Origin of the sequence: Streptomyces sp. NPDC004327 (assembly GCF_042873935.1) — a bacterium.
In the GTDB taxonomy this organism is placed as follows: Bacteria; Actinomycetota; Actinomycetes; order Streptomycetales; family Streptomycetaceae; genus Streptomyces.
Genome location: NZ_JBIAME010000001.1, coordinates 360,554 through 375,751, shown reverse-complemented (window position 1 = coordinate 375,751; position 15,198 = coordinate 360,554). Strand labels below are relative to the sequence as shown.

The 15,198-nt window shown below is 73.2% G+C and carries 12 protein-coding genes and 1 pseudogene; 7 read left to right on the top strand and 6 right to left on the bottom strand.

The window, feature by feature from the left end; translation table 11 throughout:
• The 4 genes and pseudogenes from ACFYU9_RS01560 to ACFYU9_RS01545 all read right to left on the bottom strand — a co-directional run.
• Nucleotides 1-1,785, bottom strand: a complete 1,785-nt coding sequence (locus tag ACFYU9_RS01560) for a thiamine pyrophosphate-requiring protein (RefSeq protein WP_389341325.1) — start codon at nt 1,783-1,785, stop codon at nt 1-3.
• A 123-nt stretch (nt 1,786-1,908) separates the two neighbouring features.
• Entirely contained in the window at nt 1,909-2,394 is a 486-nt protein-coding gene (locus tag ACFYU9_RS01555; RefSeq protein WP_389341323.1) for a flavin reductase family protein, read from the bottom strand.
• Nucleotides 2,395-2,511: 117 nt separating this feature from the next.
• Complete coding sequence (locus ACFYU9_RS01550; protein ID WP_389209802.1) at nt 2,512-3,177, bottom strand: HAD family hydrolase; 666 nt, start codon at nt 3,175-3,177, stop codon at nt 2,512-2,514.
• 330 nt (nt 3,178-3,507) lie between these two features.
• Nucleotides 3,508-3,966, bottom strand: a pseudogene (locus tag ACFYU9_RS01545) (SRPBCC family protein); the annotation flags it as partial.
• Nucleotides 3,967-4,188: 222 nt separating this feature from the next.
• On the opposite strand from ACFYU9_RS01545, the gene ACFYU9_RS01540 reads away from it, so the two are divergent.
• From ACFYU9_RS01540 to ACFYU9_RS01510, 7 genes are all read left to right on the top strand, one after another.
• On the top strand, nt 4,189-5,310 hold the full coding sequence (locus ACFYU9_RS01540) for a glutamate--cysteine ligase (RefSeq protein ID WP_389341320.1): 1,122 nt from the start codon (nt 4,189-4,191) through the stop codon (nt 5,308-5,310).
• Between the two features lie 231 nt (nt 5,311-5,541).
• On the top strand, nt 5,542-6,480 hold the full coding sequence (locus tag ACFYU9_RS01535; RefSeq protein ID WP_389341317.1) for a SigB/SigF/SigG family RNA polymerase sigma factor: 939 nt from the start codon (nt 5,542-5,544) through the stop codon (nt 6,478-6,480).
• Nucleotides 6,481-6,680: 200 nt separating this feature from the next.
• A complete protein-coding gene (locus ACFYU9_RS01530; protein ID WP_389209796.1) occupies nt 6,681-7,142 on the top strand; it encodes an ATP-binding protein in 462 nt (153 codons plus the stop codon).
• A gap of 120 nt (nt 7,143-7,262) precedes the next feature.
• A complete protein-coding gene (locus tag ACFYU9_RS01525) occupies nt 7,263-9,689 on the top strand; it encodes an ATP-binding cassette domain-containing protein (RefSeq protein WP_389341314.1) in 2,427 nt (808 codons plus the stop codon).
• Nucleotides 9,690-9,823: 134 nt separating this feature from the next.
• Entirely contained in the window at nt 9,824-10,597 is a 774-nt protein-coding gene (locus ACFYU9_RS01520; RefSeq protein ID WP_389341311.1) for a CPBP family intramembrane glutamic endopeptidase, read from the top strand.
• Nucleotides 10,598-10,613: 16 nt separating this feature from the next.
• Nucleotides 10,614-11,906 (top strand): sensor histidine kinase, encoded by a 1,293-nt coding sequence (locus ACFYU9_RS01515; RefSeq protein WP_389341308.1) that lies wholly within the window; start codon nt 10,614-10,616, stop codon nt 11,904-11,906.
• On the top strand, nt 11,858-12,502 hold the full coding sequence (locus ACFYU9_RS01510; RefSeq protein WP_389209788.1) for a response regulator: 645 nt from the start codon (nt 11,858-11,860) through the stop codon (nt 12,500-12,502). The genes ACFYU9_RS01515 and ACFYU9_RS01510 overlap by 49 nt, the downstream gene beginning before the upstream one ends.
• Before the next feature lie 9 nt (nt 12,503-12,511).
• Here the strand turns inward: ACFYU9_RS01510 and ACFYU9_RS01505 are convergent, their stop codons facing one another.
• Together ACFYU9_RS01505 and ACFYU9_RS01500 are read right to left on the bottom strand one after the other, a co-directional pair.
• Complete coding sequence (locus tag ACFYU9_RS01505) at nt 12,512-13,258, bottom strand: succinate dehydrogenase/fumarate reductase iron-sulfur subunit (RefSeq protein ID WP_389341305.1); 747 nt, start codon at nt 13,256-13,258, stop codon at nt 12,512-12,514.
• Nucleotides 13,255-15,198: a fumarate reductase/succinate dehydrogenase flavoprotein subunit gene (locus ACFYU9_RS01500; RefSeq protein WP_389341302.1), complete on the bottom strand. Its 1,944-nt coding sequence runs from the start codon at nt 15,196-15,198 to the stop codon at nt 13,255-13,257. The genes ACFYU9_RS01505 and ACFYU9_RS01500 overlap by 4 nt, the downstream gene beginning before the upstream one ends.

Sequence of the window (15,198 nt, the reverse complement as noted above, 5' to 3'; positions counted from 1 at the left end):
TCAGCTCCGTCCGCCGGGCAGGAACTCCTGGATCTTCGCCTTCAGGCCCTGCCGGACGACGGACTTCCGGTCGCTGTCGCCCTTCAGCACCGAGGAGGCCGCGGCCTTGATCTGGTCCCAGTCGGCGTGGGGAGGGATCGGGGGCACCGCCGGATCCGTGCGGAAATCGATGACGAACGGCCGGTCCGCGGCCAGGGCCTGACGCCACGCCGTCTCCACGTGCTCCGGGCGCTCCACCCGCACACCGTGCAGACCCAGCAGCTGCGCGATGTCGGCGTAGGGCACATCGGGCAGGCCCTGCGAGGGCTCGAACTGAGGGGATCCCTGCATCGCGCGCATCTCCCAGGTCACCTGGTTGAGGTCCTGGTTGTTGAGCACCGCGACGACGAGGCGCGGATCGGACCACTCGCGGTGGTACTTCGCGGCGGTGATCAGTTCCGCGAGGCCGTTCATCTGCATGGCGCCGTCGCCGACGATCGCGATGCCGGGCCGGTCGGGGTGGGCGAACTTCGCGCCGATCACGTACGGCACTCCCGGCCCCATGGTCGCCAGGGTGCCCGAAAGCGAGCCCCGCATGGCACCGCGCATCCGGAGGTGGCGGGCGTACCAGTTCGCCGCCGAGCCGGAGTCCGCGGCGATGATCGCGTTCTCGGGCAGCAGCGCGTCCAGGGCGTGGACGACGTGCTCGGGGTTGACCGGGTCCGCGGACACCTCGGCGCGCCGTTCCATCACCTCCCACCAGCGTGCGGTGTTGTCCTCGATCGTCTTGCGCCACGTGCCGTCCTTCTTGGGTTCGAGCAGCGGCAGCAACCGGCGGAGCGTCTCTCCGGCGTCACCGACCAGGTTCACCTCGAACGGGTAACGCAGGCCCACCATGAACGGGTCGACGTCGATCTGCACCGCCCTGGCCTGGTCGAACCCGGGCAGGAACTGGGTGTAGGGGAAGCTGGAGCCGACCACGAGCAGCGTGTCGCAGTCCCGCATCATCTCGTAGGAGGGACGGGTTCCGAGGAGACCGATCGATCCCGTGACGTACGGGAGCGTGTCGGGCAGCGCGTCCTTGCCGAGCAGCGCCTTCGCCACGCCCGCGCCGAGCAGCTCGGCCGCCCGTTCGACCTCGGCGCGGGCGCTCCGCGCGCCCTGCCCGATGAGCATGGCCACCCTCTCACCGGCGTTGAGGACCTCGGCCGCCCTCTCCAGGTCCTCCTCGGCCGGGACCGGCGTGTAGCGGGGAGTGCCCAGGCTCGACGGGACCTGCTTGAAGGCGTGCGCCGGAGGTTCGTAGTCCAGTTCCTGCACGTCGGCAGGGATGATCACCGCGGTGACCGTGCGCCGGGTGGCGGCCGTGCGCATGGCCCGGTCCAGTACGTTCGGCAGCTGCGCGGGTACGGTGACCACCTCGCAGAACTCCGAGGCGACGTCCTTGTACAGGGCGGCCAGATCGACCTCCTGCTGGTACGAACCTCCCATCGCACTGCGGTCGGTCTGACCGACGATCGCCACGACGGGCACGTGGTCGAGCTTCGCGTCGTACAGGCCGTTCAGCAGGTGGATCGCCCCCGGTCCCGACGTCGCCGCACACACCCCGGTCCGTCCGGAGAACTTCGCGTACCCGACCGCCTCGAACGCCGCCATCTCCTCGTGCCGCGCCTGGACGAAGCGCGGCCGGTCCTCCGCACGCCCCCAGGCCGCCAGCAATCCGTTGATGCCGTCACCGGGATAGGCGAAGACGTACTCCACCTCCCAGTCCCGCAGCCGCTCCAGCACGTAGTCGGAAACCTTCATCACGCGACTCCTTCCCTGCGCGGTCATGGCGTCTCGGGCCCCGGGCGACCTCGTTGCGCGGCTAACCGCTGGCGCCCGGCTGAAACCCCCGCCCCGCGGCCCCGGCACGATCCGCGAGGGCCGTCAGGCCGGGTGGCCGGGTGAGAGGTCCACCACGTCGGCGAACCGGAGCAGCGGCGGGCGGACCGGTCCGGGCGGGCTGTGCGTGACGGGTGCGAGCAGGAAACCGACGTGGTCACCGCCGCCGACGCGGCCTTCGACCCGCCCCACGAACCAGGCACAACAGTCCTCCAGGACCGGCGCTCCGCCCTCCCCCGGCCGCCAGGCCACCCGGCCGAACTTGTCGGTGTCGTCCCCGGTCCGGCCCCCGAACAGCGCGGCGAGCGGCTTCTGTTCGCGGCCGAGGGCGTGGACGGCGAGGTGGGAGGCACGGCGCGCGACGCGGTACGTGTGGTTGGCGGTGGACACCCACGCCATGAAGCGCGGAGGGTCGATCGAGCACTGCGACGCGAAGCCCACGAGGCAGCCGCCCCGCTCGCCGTCGGCCGCCGCCGTGACCACGAACATCGGGTAGTCGAGTACGTCGGTGAAGCCGTCGAGGCCGGTCATGGCCGACACCTCCGGTACGGGGCGGGTCTCGTCGCGGTCATGACGCCCTTCCGAGCTCAGCGGGCCCGCTCTGGCAGGTGCGGTGCCCGAAGGCCACTTCGGCAGACGAACGTCCGCTCAGGCCGGACCCGTGAACGGGCTGGTGCCCAGACGGGCGAGGAGGTCGGCGGGGTCGTCGAACACGGCCGCCGCGCCCGCCTCGGTGAGGTCGGCACGCGGGATGCCGCCGGACAGCAGCCCGGCGGACACCACGCGGGCGCGGTGTGCGGCCTTCATGTCCCAGACGCTGTCGCCGACGAACACGGCCCGGTCCTCGGGCACGCCGACGAGCGACAGGGCGTGCCGGAGCGGGTCGGGGGCCGGCTTGCCCTCCTCCACGTCGTCGGAGGTGGCGGTGTCCGTGAGGGCGTCGTCGGCGTCCAGGGCCCGGAGCAGGGCGGTCAGCTCACGGTCCTTGGCCGAGGTGACCAGGACGATCTTCCAGCCGTCGTCCGCGAGCGTCCGCAGCAGCTCGCCGGCCATGTCGAAGGCCTGCAGGCGTGGGAAGAAGGTGCCGTAGAGCGTGTCGTGCGCGGCACTGAGACGGGCGTCCTCCTCCCGGTCGCGGGACGGGCCGAGCAGATGGTCGATGAGCCGCTCCCCCGGCAGGCCCAGGGCTCGGTGCACGGCGTGGGTCGGCACCTGGTGGCCGCCCTGCCGGAAGGCCTCCCACCAGGCGACGACGTGCAGGTGGTTGGTGTCGACGAGCGTTCCGTCGATGTCGAAGAGTGCGGCGCGGTCCATGTCCGGGCTCCTTGAGGTCGCGGAGGGCGGGGAGCGGGGTCGTCTCCGCCCGGCGGGGGAACGCGCACGGCGACGAGGAGTCCGCGTTGCGGCTCCGTGGCGGAAACGGGTGGGATGCGGCCGAGTGGCCGGCTCCGGGGCCGGCCACCGGGCCCGGGCACGAGGAGGAATCGGTCAGCGCATGCCCGGGTCGTCGGGCGGCAGGGGCCACGACTGGGTCCCCCGGGCCGGGCCCCTCGGCCCCGGCGTCTCCACCGGCCCCGGCGCCTCCCTCATCGTGTCGGGTCCCTTGGCGGGGCTCCCCATGGGCCTGCCCGGGGCCGCGTCGGCGTCCTCGGGGCGGATCCGGCCGCGCCAGCCACCGGTCGCGTCCGCACGGTCCTCGATGTATCCCTTGAAGCGCCTGAGGTCGCCCTTGACCCTGCGGTCGAGCATCCCCATCGCGTCGGCGGCCTTCTGAGCCATGCCGTCGGGCTCCACGTCCATCGCGAGCCGCACCCGGGTGTGCTGCTCGTCCAGGGGCTGGAAGCTGACGACGCCCTTCTGCCGTACGTCGCCTCCCGTCGTGCGCCACGCGATGCGCTCGTCCGGAAGCTGGTCGACGATCTCGGTGTCGAACTCCCGCCGGACACCGGCCACCTTCGTCCGCCAGTGGCAGTGCCGGTCGTCGATCTGCCGGACGTCCTCGACGCCCTCCATGAACCTCGGGAACTCCTCTAACTGCGTCCACTGGTCGTACGCGCTCCTCAGCGGCACGTCCACGTCGATCGTCTGCTCCACCTTGCTCATGGTCAGGCCTCCTTCGCCTGGTCGGGGCGCTGTGGGAACCGGCTCTCTCCGGCCGGTCCTCACCGGCGACTGCCCACGGCGGGTTGCCGTATGCGGCCTCCCCTCGACGGCACCGCTCGCGGTCGCGGCCGGGAGACCGGACCGTGGCCGGCCCGTGTCGGTCCGGGCCCGGCATGGAGGGACGAGGGGCGGGTAGACGCGCGCCGACGCGAGGAGTCGGTGATGGAGATCCTGACCATGGGAGTCGAGGAAGAATTCGTCCTGGTCGACCTGACGACGCGGGCCCCGGTCAACCGCGCCCCGCAGGTCATCCGGCGCGCGGGCCAGAGGCTCGGCGATCAGGTGCAGACCGAGCTCTTCGAGGCGCAGATCGAGATCTGTACCCGGGCCACGGCGAGCCGCGGGGACCTCCACGACGAACTCGCCCGCCTCCGGGCGGAGGTGGGCGCGGCCGCCCGTGAGGCGCACTGTGTGCCGGTCGCCTGCGGCACTCCCGTCCTGCCGCCCGAGGAGACGCTGACGGTGACGGACAGTGCGCGGTACCGGCTGATGGCCGGCCGCTTCGCGTCCCTGCTCACTCGGGAGAACGGAGTCGCCCGCGAGGACGGGCTCGTCTGCGGCTGCCACGTCCACCTCGGTACGTTCGACCGCGAACGCGCCCTGGCGCTCGCCCAGCACATGCGGCCGTGGCTGCCCGTGCTTCAGGCACTGGCGGGGAACTCGCCCTACGCCCGCCGGCACGACACCGGCTACCAGAGCTGGCGCGCCGTCGAGCACGCGCGATGGCCGACCGTCGGACCGACGCCGGTCCTGGACGACGAGCCCCAGTACCTCGCGCATGTGGAGCGCCTGGTCAGGGACGGGACGATCCTCGACAACCGCATGGTGTACTGGCACGCCCGGCCCTCGGAGCACGTGCCGACCCTGGAGATCCGGATCGCCGACGCCAACGCCGAACTCGACACCGTGGTACTGCTCGCGATCCTGATGCGCGGACTCGCCACCACCCTGCTGAGCCGCGTCCACGCCTCGGTCCCTCCGCCCCGGGTCCCCGGCTCCTGGCTGCTCCGGGCCCATCGGCTCGCGGCCGCCCGGGGCCTCACGGGGACGGGTCTGGATCCGGCGGACGGCCGGGAGCGGCCGGCCGCGGATCTGGTGGACACGCTGATCGCCGAGGCCCGGCCGGGCCTCGACCTGACAGGCGACACCGCCTGGGCCTACGAGCAGTGGCAGCGGATCCGTACGGACGGCGGCGGCGCCGCACGGCAGCGTGCCGTCTTCCACCGCCATGGCCGGCTCATCGAGGTGGTCGACTCTCTGGCCGCCGCCACCACGAACAGCTGATCGCGCCGCCGCCATGAAGCGCGCCGCGGGGTCAGGCCCCGTCCGCCGCGAACACCCTTTCCTGGCCCTCCGGGCCGACGCGACCGCGTCGCAATTACATGACATCTCCTGATATTCGCGTCAAACGGCCACAAAGCGGGCATCTTCAAGTCAACGAACATCCGCCCGACGGACCCGCCGCCGCCTCCATGACCGTGACGCAGGCCCCTCGCCACCACCGATGGAGCCCTTATGTTCACCGCCCGTGAACGCTCGCCCTCCACTACCGCCACCGACCCGCACCCCGGGAGCAGGACGGCGGGGGCAGCCGGCGTCGAGGCGGTGACCCGCCGCCGGGCCCTGGGCGGGCTGCCAGAGCCGGTGCGTCCCAGCGCCGCCTCCACGGACGACTCCCGGACCCTGTCCGTCGCGCTGTTTGCCCGGCTGCGGGCCCTGGAGGAGGGCACTCCCGAGTACGCCTACGTCCGCAACACGCTGGTCGAGCTCAACCTCAGCCTCGTCAAGTTCGCCGCCCGAAGGTTCCGCAACCGCGCCGAGCCCGTCGAGGACATCGTCCAGGTCGGCACGATCGGCCTGATCAAGGCGATCAACCGGTTCGACCCCGACCGCGCCGTCGACTTCTCCGCCTTCGCCCTGCCGACGATCGTCGGCGAGATGAAACGGTTCTTCCGGGACACAAGCTGGGCGGTACGGGTCCCCCGCCGGCTCCAGGAACTGCGGATCAACCTCGCGAAGGCCGCGGACGGCCTGGAACAGCGGCTCGGCCGCCGCCCCACCCGGGCGGAGCTGGCCGCCGAGCTGCACCTCACGGAGGCGGAGGTCTCCGAGGGCCAGCTCGCCGCGCACGGCTACGCGGCCCGGTCCCTCGACGTCCCCGTCGGCGACGAGGACGCCGTCCCCAGCGCAGGCGACCGTCACCTGGCCAGCTCGGAACCGTCGTACGAGCTGATCGAGTCGCTGACGGCGCTGCGGCCGCTGCTCTCCCGGCTCGACGACCGCGACCGGCGCATCCTGGAGCTCCGGTTCGGCGAGGAGCTCACCCAGGCGGAGATAGGCGACCGGATCGGCCTGTCCCAGATGCACGTCTCGCGACTGCTCACCCGTATCCTCCACGAACTCAGGGACGCTCTGCTCCAGGACGACGCGGCGACCGAGCGCGCGAGCGGTTGAACCGGGAGGGAGCGCCGGCAGCGGCGTCCGGATCCCGCGGCGGCCCCGGAGCGGCGTGGGAGGAGACGGGTGAGCGTCATGGGAACCGGTTCCGGGAGCACGAGGACGCCGCCGCCGCGCTCGGCGCTCCGGACGGACGTGGACCGCGGGATTTCCCACCCCGCAGGGTTCGCCGGGCCGGGGCGGGGCAGCCGCCGCACATGACCAGTCCGCGCATGCGGCCCCCGACCGCCCATTCCCGCCGGTACGAGTTGACTCCCGGTGACGGCGTGGTGCGCGAGTGTCGCGAACTCACCGGGCGGGCCCTGAGCGACTGGTTCGGGCCCGCCGGGGAGCCCGGGCAGGTCGCCGCCGAGGACGTCCTGCTGCTCGTCTCCGAGGTCGCCACCAACGCCTTCACCCACGGCGGCGTTCCGTACGAACTGCGGCTCGACCGCACCGACGGCCGGCTGTGGGTGCAGGTCAGCGACACCAGCCCGGTACGGCCCCGGCCCCACGGCCCGCACCACGCCGACCGCCCCTCAGGGCACGGTCTCTACCTCCTCGGACGGCTCGCGGACGCCTGGGGCTGTGTCCCCCGGGGCAGCGGCAAGGCCGTCTGGTTCGAGGTGGAGGTGCAGAGCCGGGCGGGCGCGCCCCGCCGACGGGGAGCGGAGCGGTGACGAGGGGCCGCCCACCAGCACCGCGCACGTTGCGCGATCGGCGCGCCGCTCGTACCTCTCGCTCGGGGGCCCGCGGGGCTGACCAGGGCAAACGCGGCAAGCCGGGCCTAGAATCATCGGATGCGCGACACCGGCTCCGATCCGTTCCCCGCCCGCCCCACCGTACCCCTGGACCCGTTCGTACGGGTGCGGGGCGCGGCCACGCACAATCTGCGGAGCGTCGACGTCGACATCCCGCGCGACGCGCTGACCGTCTTCACCGGGGTGTCGGGTTCGGGCAAGTCGTCGCTCGCCTTCGGCACGATCTACGCGGAGGCGCAGCGGCGCTACTTCGAGTCGGTGGCGCCGTACGCGCGGCGGCTGATCCACCAGGTGGGGGCGCCGAAGGTCGGGGAGATCACGGGGCTGCCGCCGGCGGTCTCGCTGGAGCAGCGCCGGGCGGCGCCGAACGCGCGCTCCTCGGTGGGCACGGTGACGACACTGTCCAACTCGCTGCGGATGCTGTTCTCCCGCGCGGGCAGCTATCCGCCCGGTGCGGAGCGCCTGGATTCCGACGCCTTCTCCCCCAACACCGCCGCCGGGGCCTGCCCTTCGTGCCACGGCCTGGGCCGGGTGCACGAGACGAGCGAGGAACTCCTCGTGCCGGATCCCGGGTTGTCGATCCGGGAGGGGGCGATCGCGGCCTGGCCGGGCGCCTGGCAGGGCAAGAACCTGCGGGACGTCCTGGACACCCTCGGCCACGACGTGGACCGGCCGTGGCGGGAGCTGGACGCGAAGGACCGGGAGTGGATCCTCTTCACCGACGAGCAGCCGGTGGTGACGGTGCACCCGGTCCGCGAGGCCGGGCGCATCCAACGGCCCTACCAGGGCACGTACATGAGCGCCCGGCGCTATGTGATGCACACCTTCTCCGACTCGAAGAGCGCGACGCTGCGGGCGAAGGCCGAGCGTTTCCTCACCAGCGCGCCCTGCCCGGTGTGCGGCGGCAGCAGGCTGCGGCCGGAGGCGCTCGCGGTGACGTTCGCGGGCCGTACGATCGCCGAGCTCGCGGCGCTGCCCCTGAGCGAGCTGGCGCGGACGCTGGAAGGCGCCCCGGAGTCCTCGGACGCTCCGGGCACCGCTGACGCCTCGGCCGTTTCGGAGACGGCCCGGGTGCTCACCGGGGACCTGGTGGCGCGGATCGGCACGGTGACCGAGCTGGGGCTCGGCTATCTGAGCCTGGACCGGGCGACGCCGACGCTGTCCAGCGGGGAGCTGCAGCGGCTGCGGCTCGCCACCCAGCTCCGTTCCGGTCTCTTCGGGGTCGTGTACGTGCTCGACGAGCCGTCCGCCGGGCTGCACCCCGCCGACACCGAGGCGCTGCTCGTGGTCCTGGAGCGACTGAAGGCGGCCGGGAACACGGTGTTCGTGGTGGAGCACCATCTGGACGTGGTGCGGCGGGCCGACTGGCTGGTGGACGTGGGGCCGCGGGCCGGCGGGCACGGCGGCCGGGTGCTGCACAGCGGCCCGCCGGGAGACCTCGCGGAGGTGGCGGAGTCGGCGACCCGCCGGTTCCTGTTCGACCGGACGGCGCCCGAGGAGCGGGGGGTGCGCGAGCCGGCCGGCTGGCTGCGGCTCGGGCCGGTCACCCGGCACAACCTGCGCGGCCTGCGCGCCGCGTTCCCGCTCGGGGTGCTCACGGCGGTCACGGGCGTGTCGGGCTCGGGCAAGTCGACGCTGGTGGGCGCGCTGACGGAGGCGGCGGAGGAACAGGCGGACGTGGCCCGGGTCGTGACGGCGGATCAGAAGCCGATCGGCCGTACCCCGCGCTCCAACCTGGCCACGTACACGGGCCTGTTCGACGTCGTGCGCAAGCTCTTCACGGAGACGGAGGAGGCACGGGCGCGCGGCTACAAGGCGGGCCGGTTCTCCTTCAACGTCACGGGCGGGCGCTGCGAGACCTGCCAGGGTGAGGGGTTCGTCTCCGTCGAGCTGCTGTTCCTGCCGAGCACGTACGCGCCGTGCCCGGACTGCCGCGGTGCCCGCTACAACCCGGAGACGCTCCAGGTGCGGCTGCGCGGACTGACCATCGCCGAGGTGCTCGACCTCACCGTGGAGGCCGCGGCCGCATTCTTCGCGGACACCCCGGCGGCGGCCCGCGGTCTGGGCACGCTGCTCGACGTGGGCCTCGGCTACCTGCGGCTCGGCCAGCCGGCGACGGAGCTGTCGGGCGGCGAGGCCCAGCGCATCAAGCTGGCCGCCGAACTCCAGCGGCCGCGCCGCGCGCACACCCTCTACGTCCTGGACGAGCCGACGACGGGGCTGCACCCGGCGGACGTGGAGGTGCTGATGCGGCAGCTGCACGGCCTCGTCGACGCGGGCCACACGGTGGTCGTGGTCGAGCACGACATGGACGTCGTCGCGACCGCGGACCGGGTTCTGGACATGGGCCCGGGCGGTGGCGCGGAGGGCGGACGGATCGTCGCGGAGGGTTCGCCGGCCGAGGTGGCGGAGGCGGCGGGGAGCCGTACCGCGCGGTTCCTCGCGGCCCGGCTCTCGGGCTCCTGACCCCGGCCCCGGCTCCGGCCCCGGAAGCGAGGGGTGCATCTGGGTACACCCCGGCCCGGCGGCTGGCTGCATTGGCCGTGCCCGCGCCCACCGGCAGAGTCGACGGCGACAGACGTCGAGAGGGAGGCCGAGGCATGGATGCGCGGGCGTGGAAGGCGGAGACGGGGGTGTTCCTCGCGGTCGCGTTCATGGCGGCGGGGGCGCTGGGGGCGGTGCAGCCCGCTACGGGGATTCCGGACGAGGTGGTGCAGCTGACCCAGTTCGGACCGGCGGCCGGGGTGCTCACGGTGGCGCTGCTGTGGCCGCGGCGGATCAGGGCGCGCCTGGCCGGAACGCTGACCGCCCCCGTACGAACGGGGCCGGCGGTGTGGCTCTTGCTCACGGCACCGCTGATCATCGCGCTCGCCGCGGGTGCGTACGGTCTGGCGCACGGCGACGCGGTGGTCACGGATCCGCGTTCGCTGGGCCATCCCTTCGCGCTGATCGTGGTGGCGCAGCTGGTCGGGGCCTGCGGGGAGGAGATCGGCTGGCGGTGCTGGCTGCAGCCGCTGCTGTCCGTGCGGTTCGGGCCGCTCACCGCGTCCGTCGTGGTGGGGCTGCTGTGGGGCGTCTGGCACGTGCAGGTGTTCGCGCAGGCGCCGGCGTACGCGGCCGGGTTCCTGGTGGCGACGGTGGCGATGTCGGTGGTGCTCGGCCTTGGCCTGGAGCGGATCCGGGCGGGGCGGCTGGCGCTGGCGGGCGGCTTCCACACCCTGGTCAATCTGGGGATGCTGCTGTTCATGGACGAGGAGTCCGGAGCGGTGCCGCCGATGCTGCTCTTCGGCGGGGCGTGCGTGCTCGCCGCGGTGCCGTGGGTGCTCGGAACGGCGGGCGTTACGATCGCGGCGGCGCGACGGGGCGCGCTCTGACATGGGGGAACGGTCGATGGGGAGAGCGCGCGGGAAGGCGATCGGCACGGCGCTCGTCGGGTCGCTCGGCGAGGCGCTCGGGCGGTGCCAGCTGGCCTCCCTCAGCGCCCTCGCACTCCCCTTCTACGGCGGCCTCGTCGTGGCCGCCCTACTCCTGTTGCCCGTCGGCCTCGGCTTCCCGCTGCTGCCGCCGGCCGCGGCGGCCCTGCGCCGCCACGTCGACCGGCAGCGGAGCCGCACCGCCCGATGGACCGCCACCGGCCCGCCCAGCCCCCGCCCGCTCCCCCGCCCGCTCCCCCGCTCGGCCCGCGCCGTCCTCGGTGACGAGGAGTTCTGGCGGGAGCTGCGCTGGGCGTGGCTGGATCCGGTGACGGGCGGGCTGCTGGTCGCCGTGCCGCTCTCGCTGTTCTGGTACGGGGTGTTCGGGGCGCTCGTCCAGCCCTTCGTGTGGCGGGAGTTGGGGGACGGCAACTGGTACGGCTTCGTGCGCGTCGACTCCCCCGGCACCGCCGTCGCCGCCCTGCTCCTCGGCCTGGCCCTGATCGCGGGCGCCCTGCGGCTCGCGCCGCTCGCCCTCGACCGGCACGCCCGCTGGACGCGGTGGGCACTGTCCGCCCCGTACCGCGCCGAGCTCGTCCGCAGGATCGACCACCTGACCGGCACCCGCGCCGACGCGCTCGACACGCAGGCGGCCGAACTGCGCCGCATCGAGCGGGACCTGCATGACGGGGCGCAGGCGCGTCTGGTCGCCCTCGGGATGACCCTGGAGCGGGCGACCGGGCTCGTGGACAGCGATCCGGCCGCGGCCCGCGTGCTGCTCACGGAGGTTCGGGCGGCGTCCGAGCGGGCGCTGCAGGACCTGCGGGAGCTGGTGCACGGCATCCTGCCGCCGGTCCTCGCCGACCGCGGGCTCGGCGACGCGGTGCGTTCGCTGGCCCTGGACAGCTTCCTCGACGTCGAGGTGGAGGTCGCGCCGGCGCCGGGCCGGCTGCCGGCGGCCGTGGAGTCGGCCGCGTACTTCGCGGTGGCCGAGCTGCTCGCCAACGCGGCCAAGCACTCCGGCGCCCGCGAGGTGCGCATCGCCCTCGGCCACGCGGACGGGCTGCTGCGGGTGAGCGTCGCGGACGACGGGCGCGGCGGCGCGGACCCGGACCGGGGCGGCGGGCTGCTCGGTGTGCGGCGCCGGCTCGGCGCCTTCGACGGAACCCTCGCCCTGGACAGCCCGCCGGGCGGACCCACCCTCGCGATCCTGGAGATACCGTGCGCGTCGTCCTCGCCGAAGACCTCTTCCTGCTCCGGGACGGACTGACCCGCACGCTCCAGGAGCACGGCTGCGAGGTCGTCGCCGCCGTGGACAACGGCCCGTCGCTCGTGCGCGCGCTGCGCGAGGAGCGGCCGGACGTCGCCGTGATCGACGTCCGGCTGCCGCCGGACTTCACCGACGAGGGCCTGCGGGCCGCGCTCGAGGCCCGCCGGGAGCGGCCGGGCCTGCCGGTCCTGATCCTCTCCCAGTACGTCGACCAGCTGTACGCCCAGGAGTTGCTGGCCGGCGGGGAGGGCGGCGTCGGCTACCTCCTGAAGGACCGGGTGACGCACACCGCCCAGTTCGTGGACGCGGTACGGACGGTGGCCGCGGGCGGCACGGTCCTCGACCCGCAGGTGGTGGCCCGGCTGCTCGCCCGCGGCGACGCCCGCGGCACCACCGCGGCGCTCACGGCGCGCGAGCACGACGTCCTGGGGCTGATGGCGGAGGGCCGCTCCAACGCGGCCGTCGCCGCCACGCTCCACATCAGCGAGAGCGCGGTGGCGAAGCACACGGCGAGCATCTTCGGAAAGCTGCGCATCGAGCCGTCGGCGGACGACAACCGCCGGGTGCTCGCGGTCCTCGCGTACCTGCGGCGCTGAACCGCTCCGCTAGCGCGCGGACTTGCGCCGGGCTCGCAGCCACTCCTTGTTCATGGCCGCGATCGACGGCAGCGGGATGCCCTTGGGGCAGGCGGTGGCGCACTCGCCGGTGAGGGTGCAGCCGCCGAAGCCCTCGGCGTCCATCTGGGCGACCATGTCGAGGACGCGGGTCTCGCGCTCGGGCGCGCCCTGCGGGAGCGCGCCGAGGTGGTTGACCTTGGCGGAGGTGAAGAGCATGGCCGAGCCGTTGGGGCAGGCGGCGACGCAGGCGCCGCAGCCGATGCACTCGGCGTGTTCGAAGGCGGAGTCGGCGTCGGCCTTGGGCACCGGGGTGGCGTGGGCCTCGGGGGCGGAGCCGGTGGGGACGGAGACGTAGCCGCCCGCCTGGATGATGCGGTCGAAGGCGGAACGGTCCACGACCAGGTCCTTGACGACGGGGAAGGCGGCGGCCCGCCAGGGTTCGACGTCGATGGTGTCGCCGTCACGGAAGGAGCGCATGTGCAGCTGGCAGCTGGTGGTGTGCTCGGGGCCGTGGGCGTCGCCGTTGATGACGAGGCTGCAGGCGCCGCAGATGCCCTCGCGGCAGTCGTGGTCGAAGGCGACGGGGTCCTCGCCGCGCAGGATGAGTTCCTCGTTGAGGGTGTCGAGCATCTCCAGGAAGGACATGTCGGAGGAGATGCCGTCCACCTCGTAGGTGGCCATGGCGCCTTCGGCGTCGGTGTTCTTCTGGCGCCAGACGCGCAGGGTGAGCCTCATGCGTAGCTCCGCTGGGTGGGGTGGACGTGTTCGAAGACGAGGTCTTCCTTGTGGAGCACCGGGGTGCCGGACTCCCGGAACTCCCAGGCGGCGGCGTACGCGAACTCCTCGTCGCGCCGAGCGGCTTCGCCGTCGGCGGTCTGGGACTCCTCGCGGAAGTGGCCGCCGCAGGACTCCTCCCGGTGCAGCGCGTCGAGGCACATCAGCTCGGCGAGTTCGAGGTAGTCGACGATGCGGTTGGCCTTCTCCAGGGACTGGTTGAACTCCTCGCCCGTACCGGGCACCTTGATGCGGCGCCAGAACTCGTCGCGGATCTCGGGGATGCGGCGCAGCGCCTTGCGCAGGCCCTCCTCGGTGCGGGCCATGCCGCAGAACTCCCACATGAGTGCGCCGAGTTCGCGGTGGAAGGAGTCGGGGGTGCGGTCGCCGTCGACGGCGAGGAGGAGGTGGAGCCGGTCCTCCGTCGCGGCGAGGACGTCGCGGACGGCCGGGTGGTCGTCGGTGACGGCTTCGGCGTGCGGGTGGCGGGCCAGGTAGTCGTTGATGGTGGCCGGCAGGACGAAGTAGCCGTCGGCGAGGCCCTGCATGAGGGCGGAGGCGCCGAGCCGGTTGGCGCCGTGGTCGGAGAAGTTGGCCTCGCCGATGGCGAAGAGCCCGGGGACGGTGGTCTGGAGGTCGTAGTCGACCCAGAGTCCGCCCATCGTGTAGTGCACGGCGGGGTAGATCCGCATCGGCACCTCGTACGGGTCCTCGGCGGTGATCCGCGCGTACATGTCGAAGAGGTTGCCGTACTTCTCCTCCACCCCGTCCCGGCCCATCCGGCGGATCGCGTCGGCGAAGTCCAGGTAGACGCCCTGGCCGCCGGGGCCGACGCCGCGGCCCTCGTCGCAGACGTTCTTGGCGGCGCGGGAGGCGATGTCTCGCGGGACGAGGTTGCCGAAGGAGGGGTAGATGCGCTCCAGGTAGTAGTCGCGCTCGTCCTCGGGGATGTCGGCGGCGGGGCGGGTGTCGCCGACGGCCTTGGGCACCCAGATGCGGCCGTCGTTGCGCAGCGACTCGCTCATCAGGGTGAGCTTGGACTGGTGGTCGCCGGTACGCGGGATGCAGGTGGGGTGGATCTGGGTGAAGCAGGGGTTGGCGAAGTACGCGCCGCGCCGGTGGGCCCGCCAGACGGCGGTGGCGTTGGAGTTCATCGCGTTGGTGGAGAGGTAGAAGACGTTGCCGTAGCCGCCGGTGGCGAGCACGACGGCGTCGGCGTAGTGCGTGGAGATCGCGCCGGTGACGAGGTCGCGGGCGACGATGCCGCGGGCCCGGCCGTCGACGACGATCAGGTCGAGCATCTCGGTGCGCGCGTGCAGTTCGACGTTGCCGGCGGCGATCTGCCGGGACAGCGCCTGGTAGGCGCCGAGGAGGAGCTGCTGGCCGGTCTGGCCGCGGGCGTAGAAGGTGCGGGAGACCTGGACGCCGCCGAAGGAGCGGGTGTCGAGCAGTCCGCCGTACTCGCGGGCGAAGGGGACGCCCTGGGCGACGCACTGGTCGATGATCTCGACGGAGATCTGGGCGAGGCGGTGGACGTTGGACTCGCGGGCGCGGAAGTCGCCGCCCTTGACGGTGTCGTAGAAGAGCCGGTGGATGGAGTCGCCGTCGTTGCGGTAGTTCTTGGCGGCGTTGATGCCGCCCTGGGCGGCGATGGAGTGGGCGCGGCGCGGGGAGTCCTGGTAGCAGAACTGGACGACCTGATAGCCCTGTTCGGCGAGGGTGGCGCCGGCGGATCCGCCGGCGAGGCCGGTGCCGACGACGATGATCCGGTGACCGCGGCGGTTGGCGGGGTTGACCAGCTTCGCCTCGAAGCGGCGGGTGTCCCAGCGTTCGGCGACGGGGCCGGCCGGGGCCTTGGTGTCGGCGATCGGGGCGCCCACGGTGTAGTCGGGGGCGTTCAT

Coding starts and splice junctions, on each gene's coding strand:
- ACFYU9_RS01560 (WP_389341325.1), bottom strand. CDS start 1,785: ATGAAGGTTTCCGACTACGTGCTGGAGCGGCTGCGGGACTGGGAGGTG.
- ACFYU9_RS01555 (WP_389341323.1), bottom strand. CDS start 2,394: ATGACCGGCCTCGACGGCTTCACCGACGTACTCGACTACCCGATGTTC.
- ACFYU9_RS01550 (WP_389209802.1), bottom strand. CDS start 3,177: ATGGACCGCGCCGCACTCTTCGACATCGACGGAACGCTCGTCGACACC.
- ACFYU9_RS01540 (WP_389341320.1), top strand. CDS start 4,189: ATGGAGATCCTGACCATGGGAGTCGAGGAAGAATTCGTCCTGGTCGAC.
- ACFYU9_RS01535 (WP_389341317.1), top strand. CDS start 5,542: ATGTTCACCGCCCGTGAACGCTCGCCCTCCACTACCGCCACCGACCCG.
- ACFYU9_RS01530 (WP_389209796.1), top strand. CDS start 6,681: ATGACCAGTCCGCGCATGCGGCCCCCGACCGCCCATTCCCGCCGGTAC.
- ACFYU9_RS01525 (WP_389341314.1), top strand. CDS start 7,263: ATGCGCGACACCGGCTCCGATCCGTTCCCCGCCCGCCCCACCGTACCC.
- ACFYU9_RS01520 (WP_389341311.1), top strand. CDS start 9,824: ATGGATGCGCGGGCGTGGAAGGCGGAGACGGGGGTGTTCCTCGCGGTC.
- ACFYU9_RS01515 (WP_389341308.1), top strand. CDS start 10,614: ATGGGGAGAGCGCGCGGGAAGGCGATCGGCACGGCGCTCGTCGGGTCG.
- ACFYU9_RS01505 (WP_389341305.1), bottom strand. CDS start 13,258: ATGAGGCTCACCCTGCGCGTCTGGCGCCAGAAGAACACCGACGCCGAA.
- ACFYU9_RS01500 (WP_389341302.1), bottom strand. CDS start 15,198: ATGAACGCCCCCGACTACACCGTGGGCGCCCCGATCGCCGACACCAAG.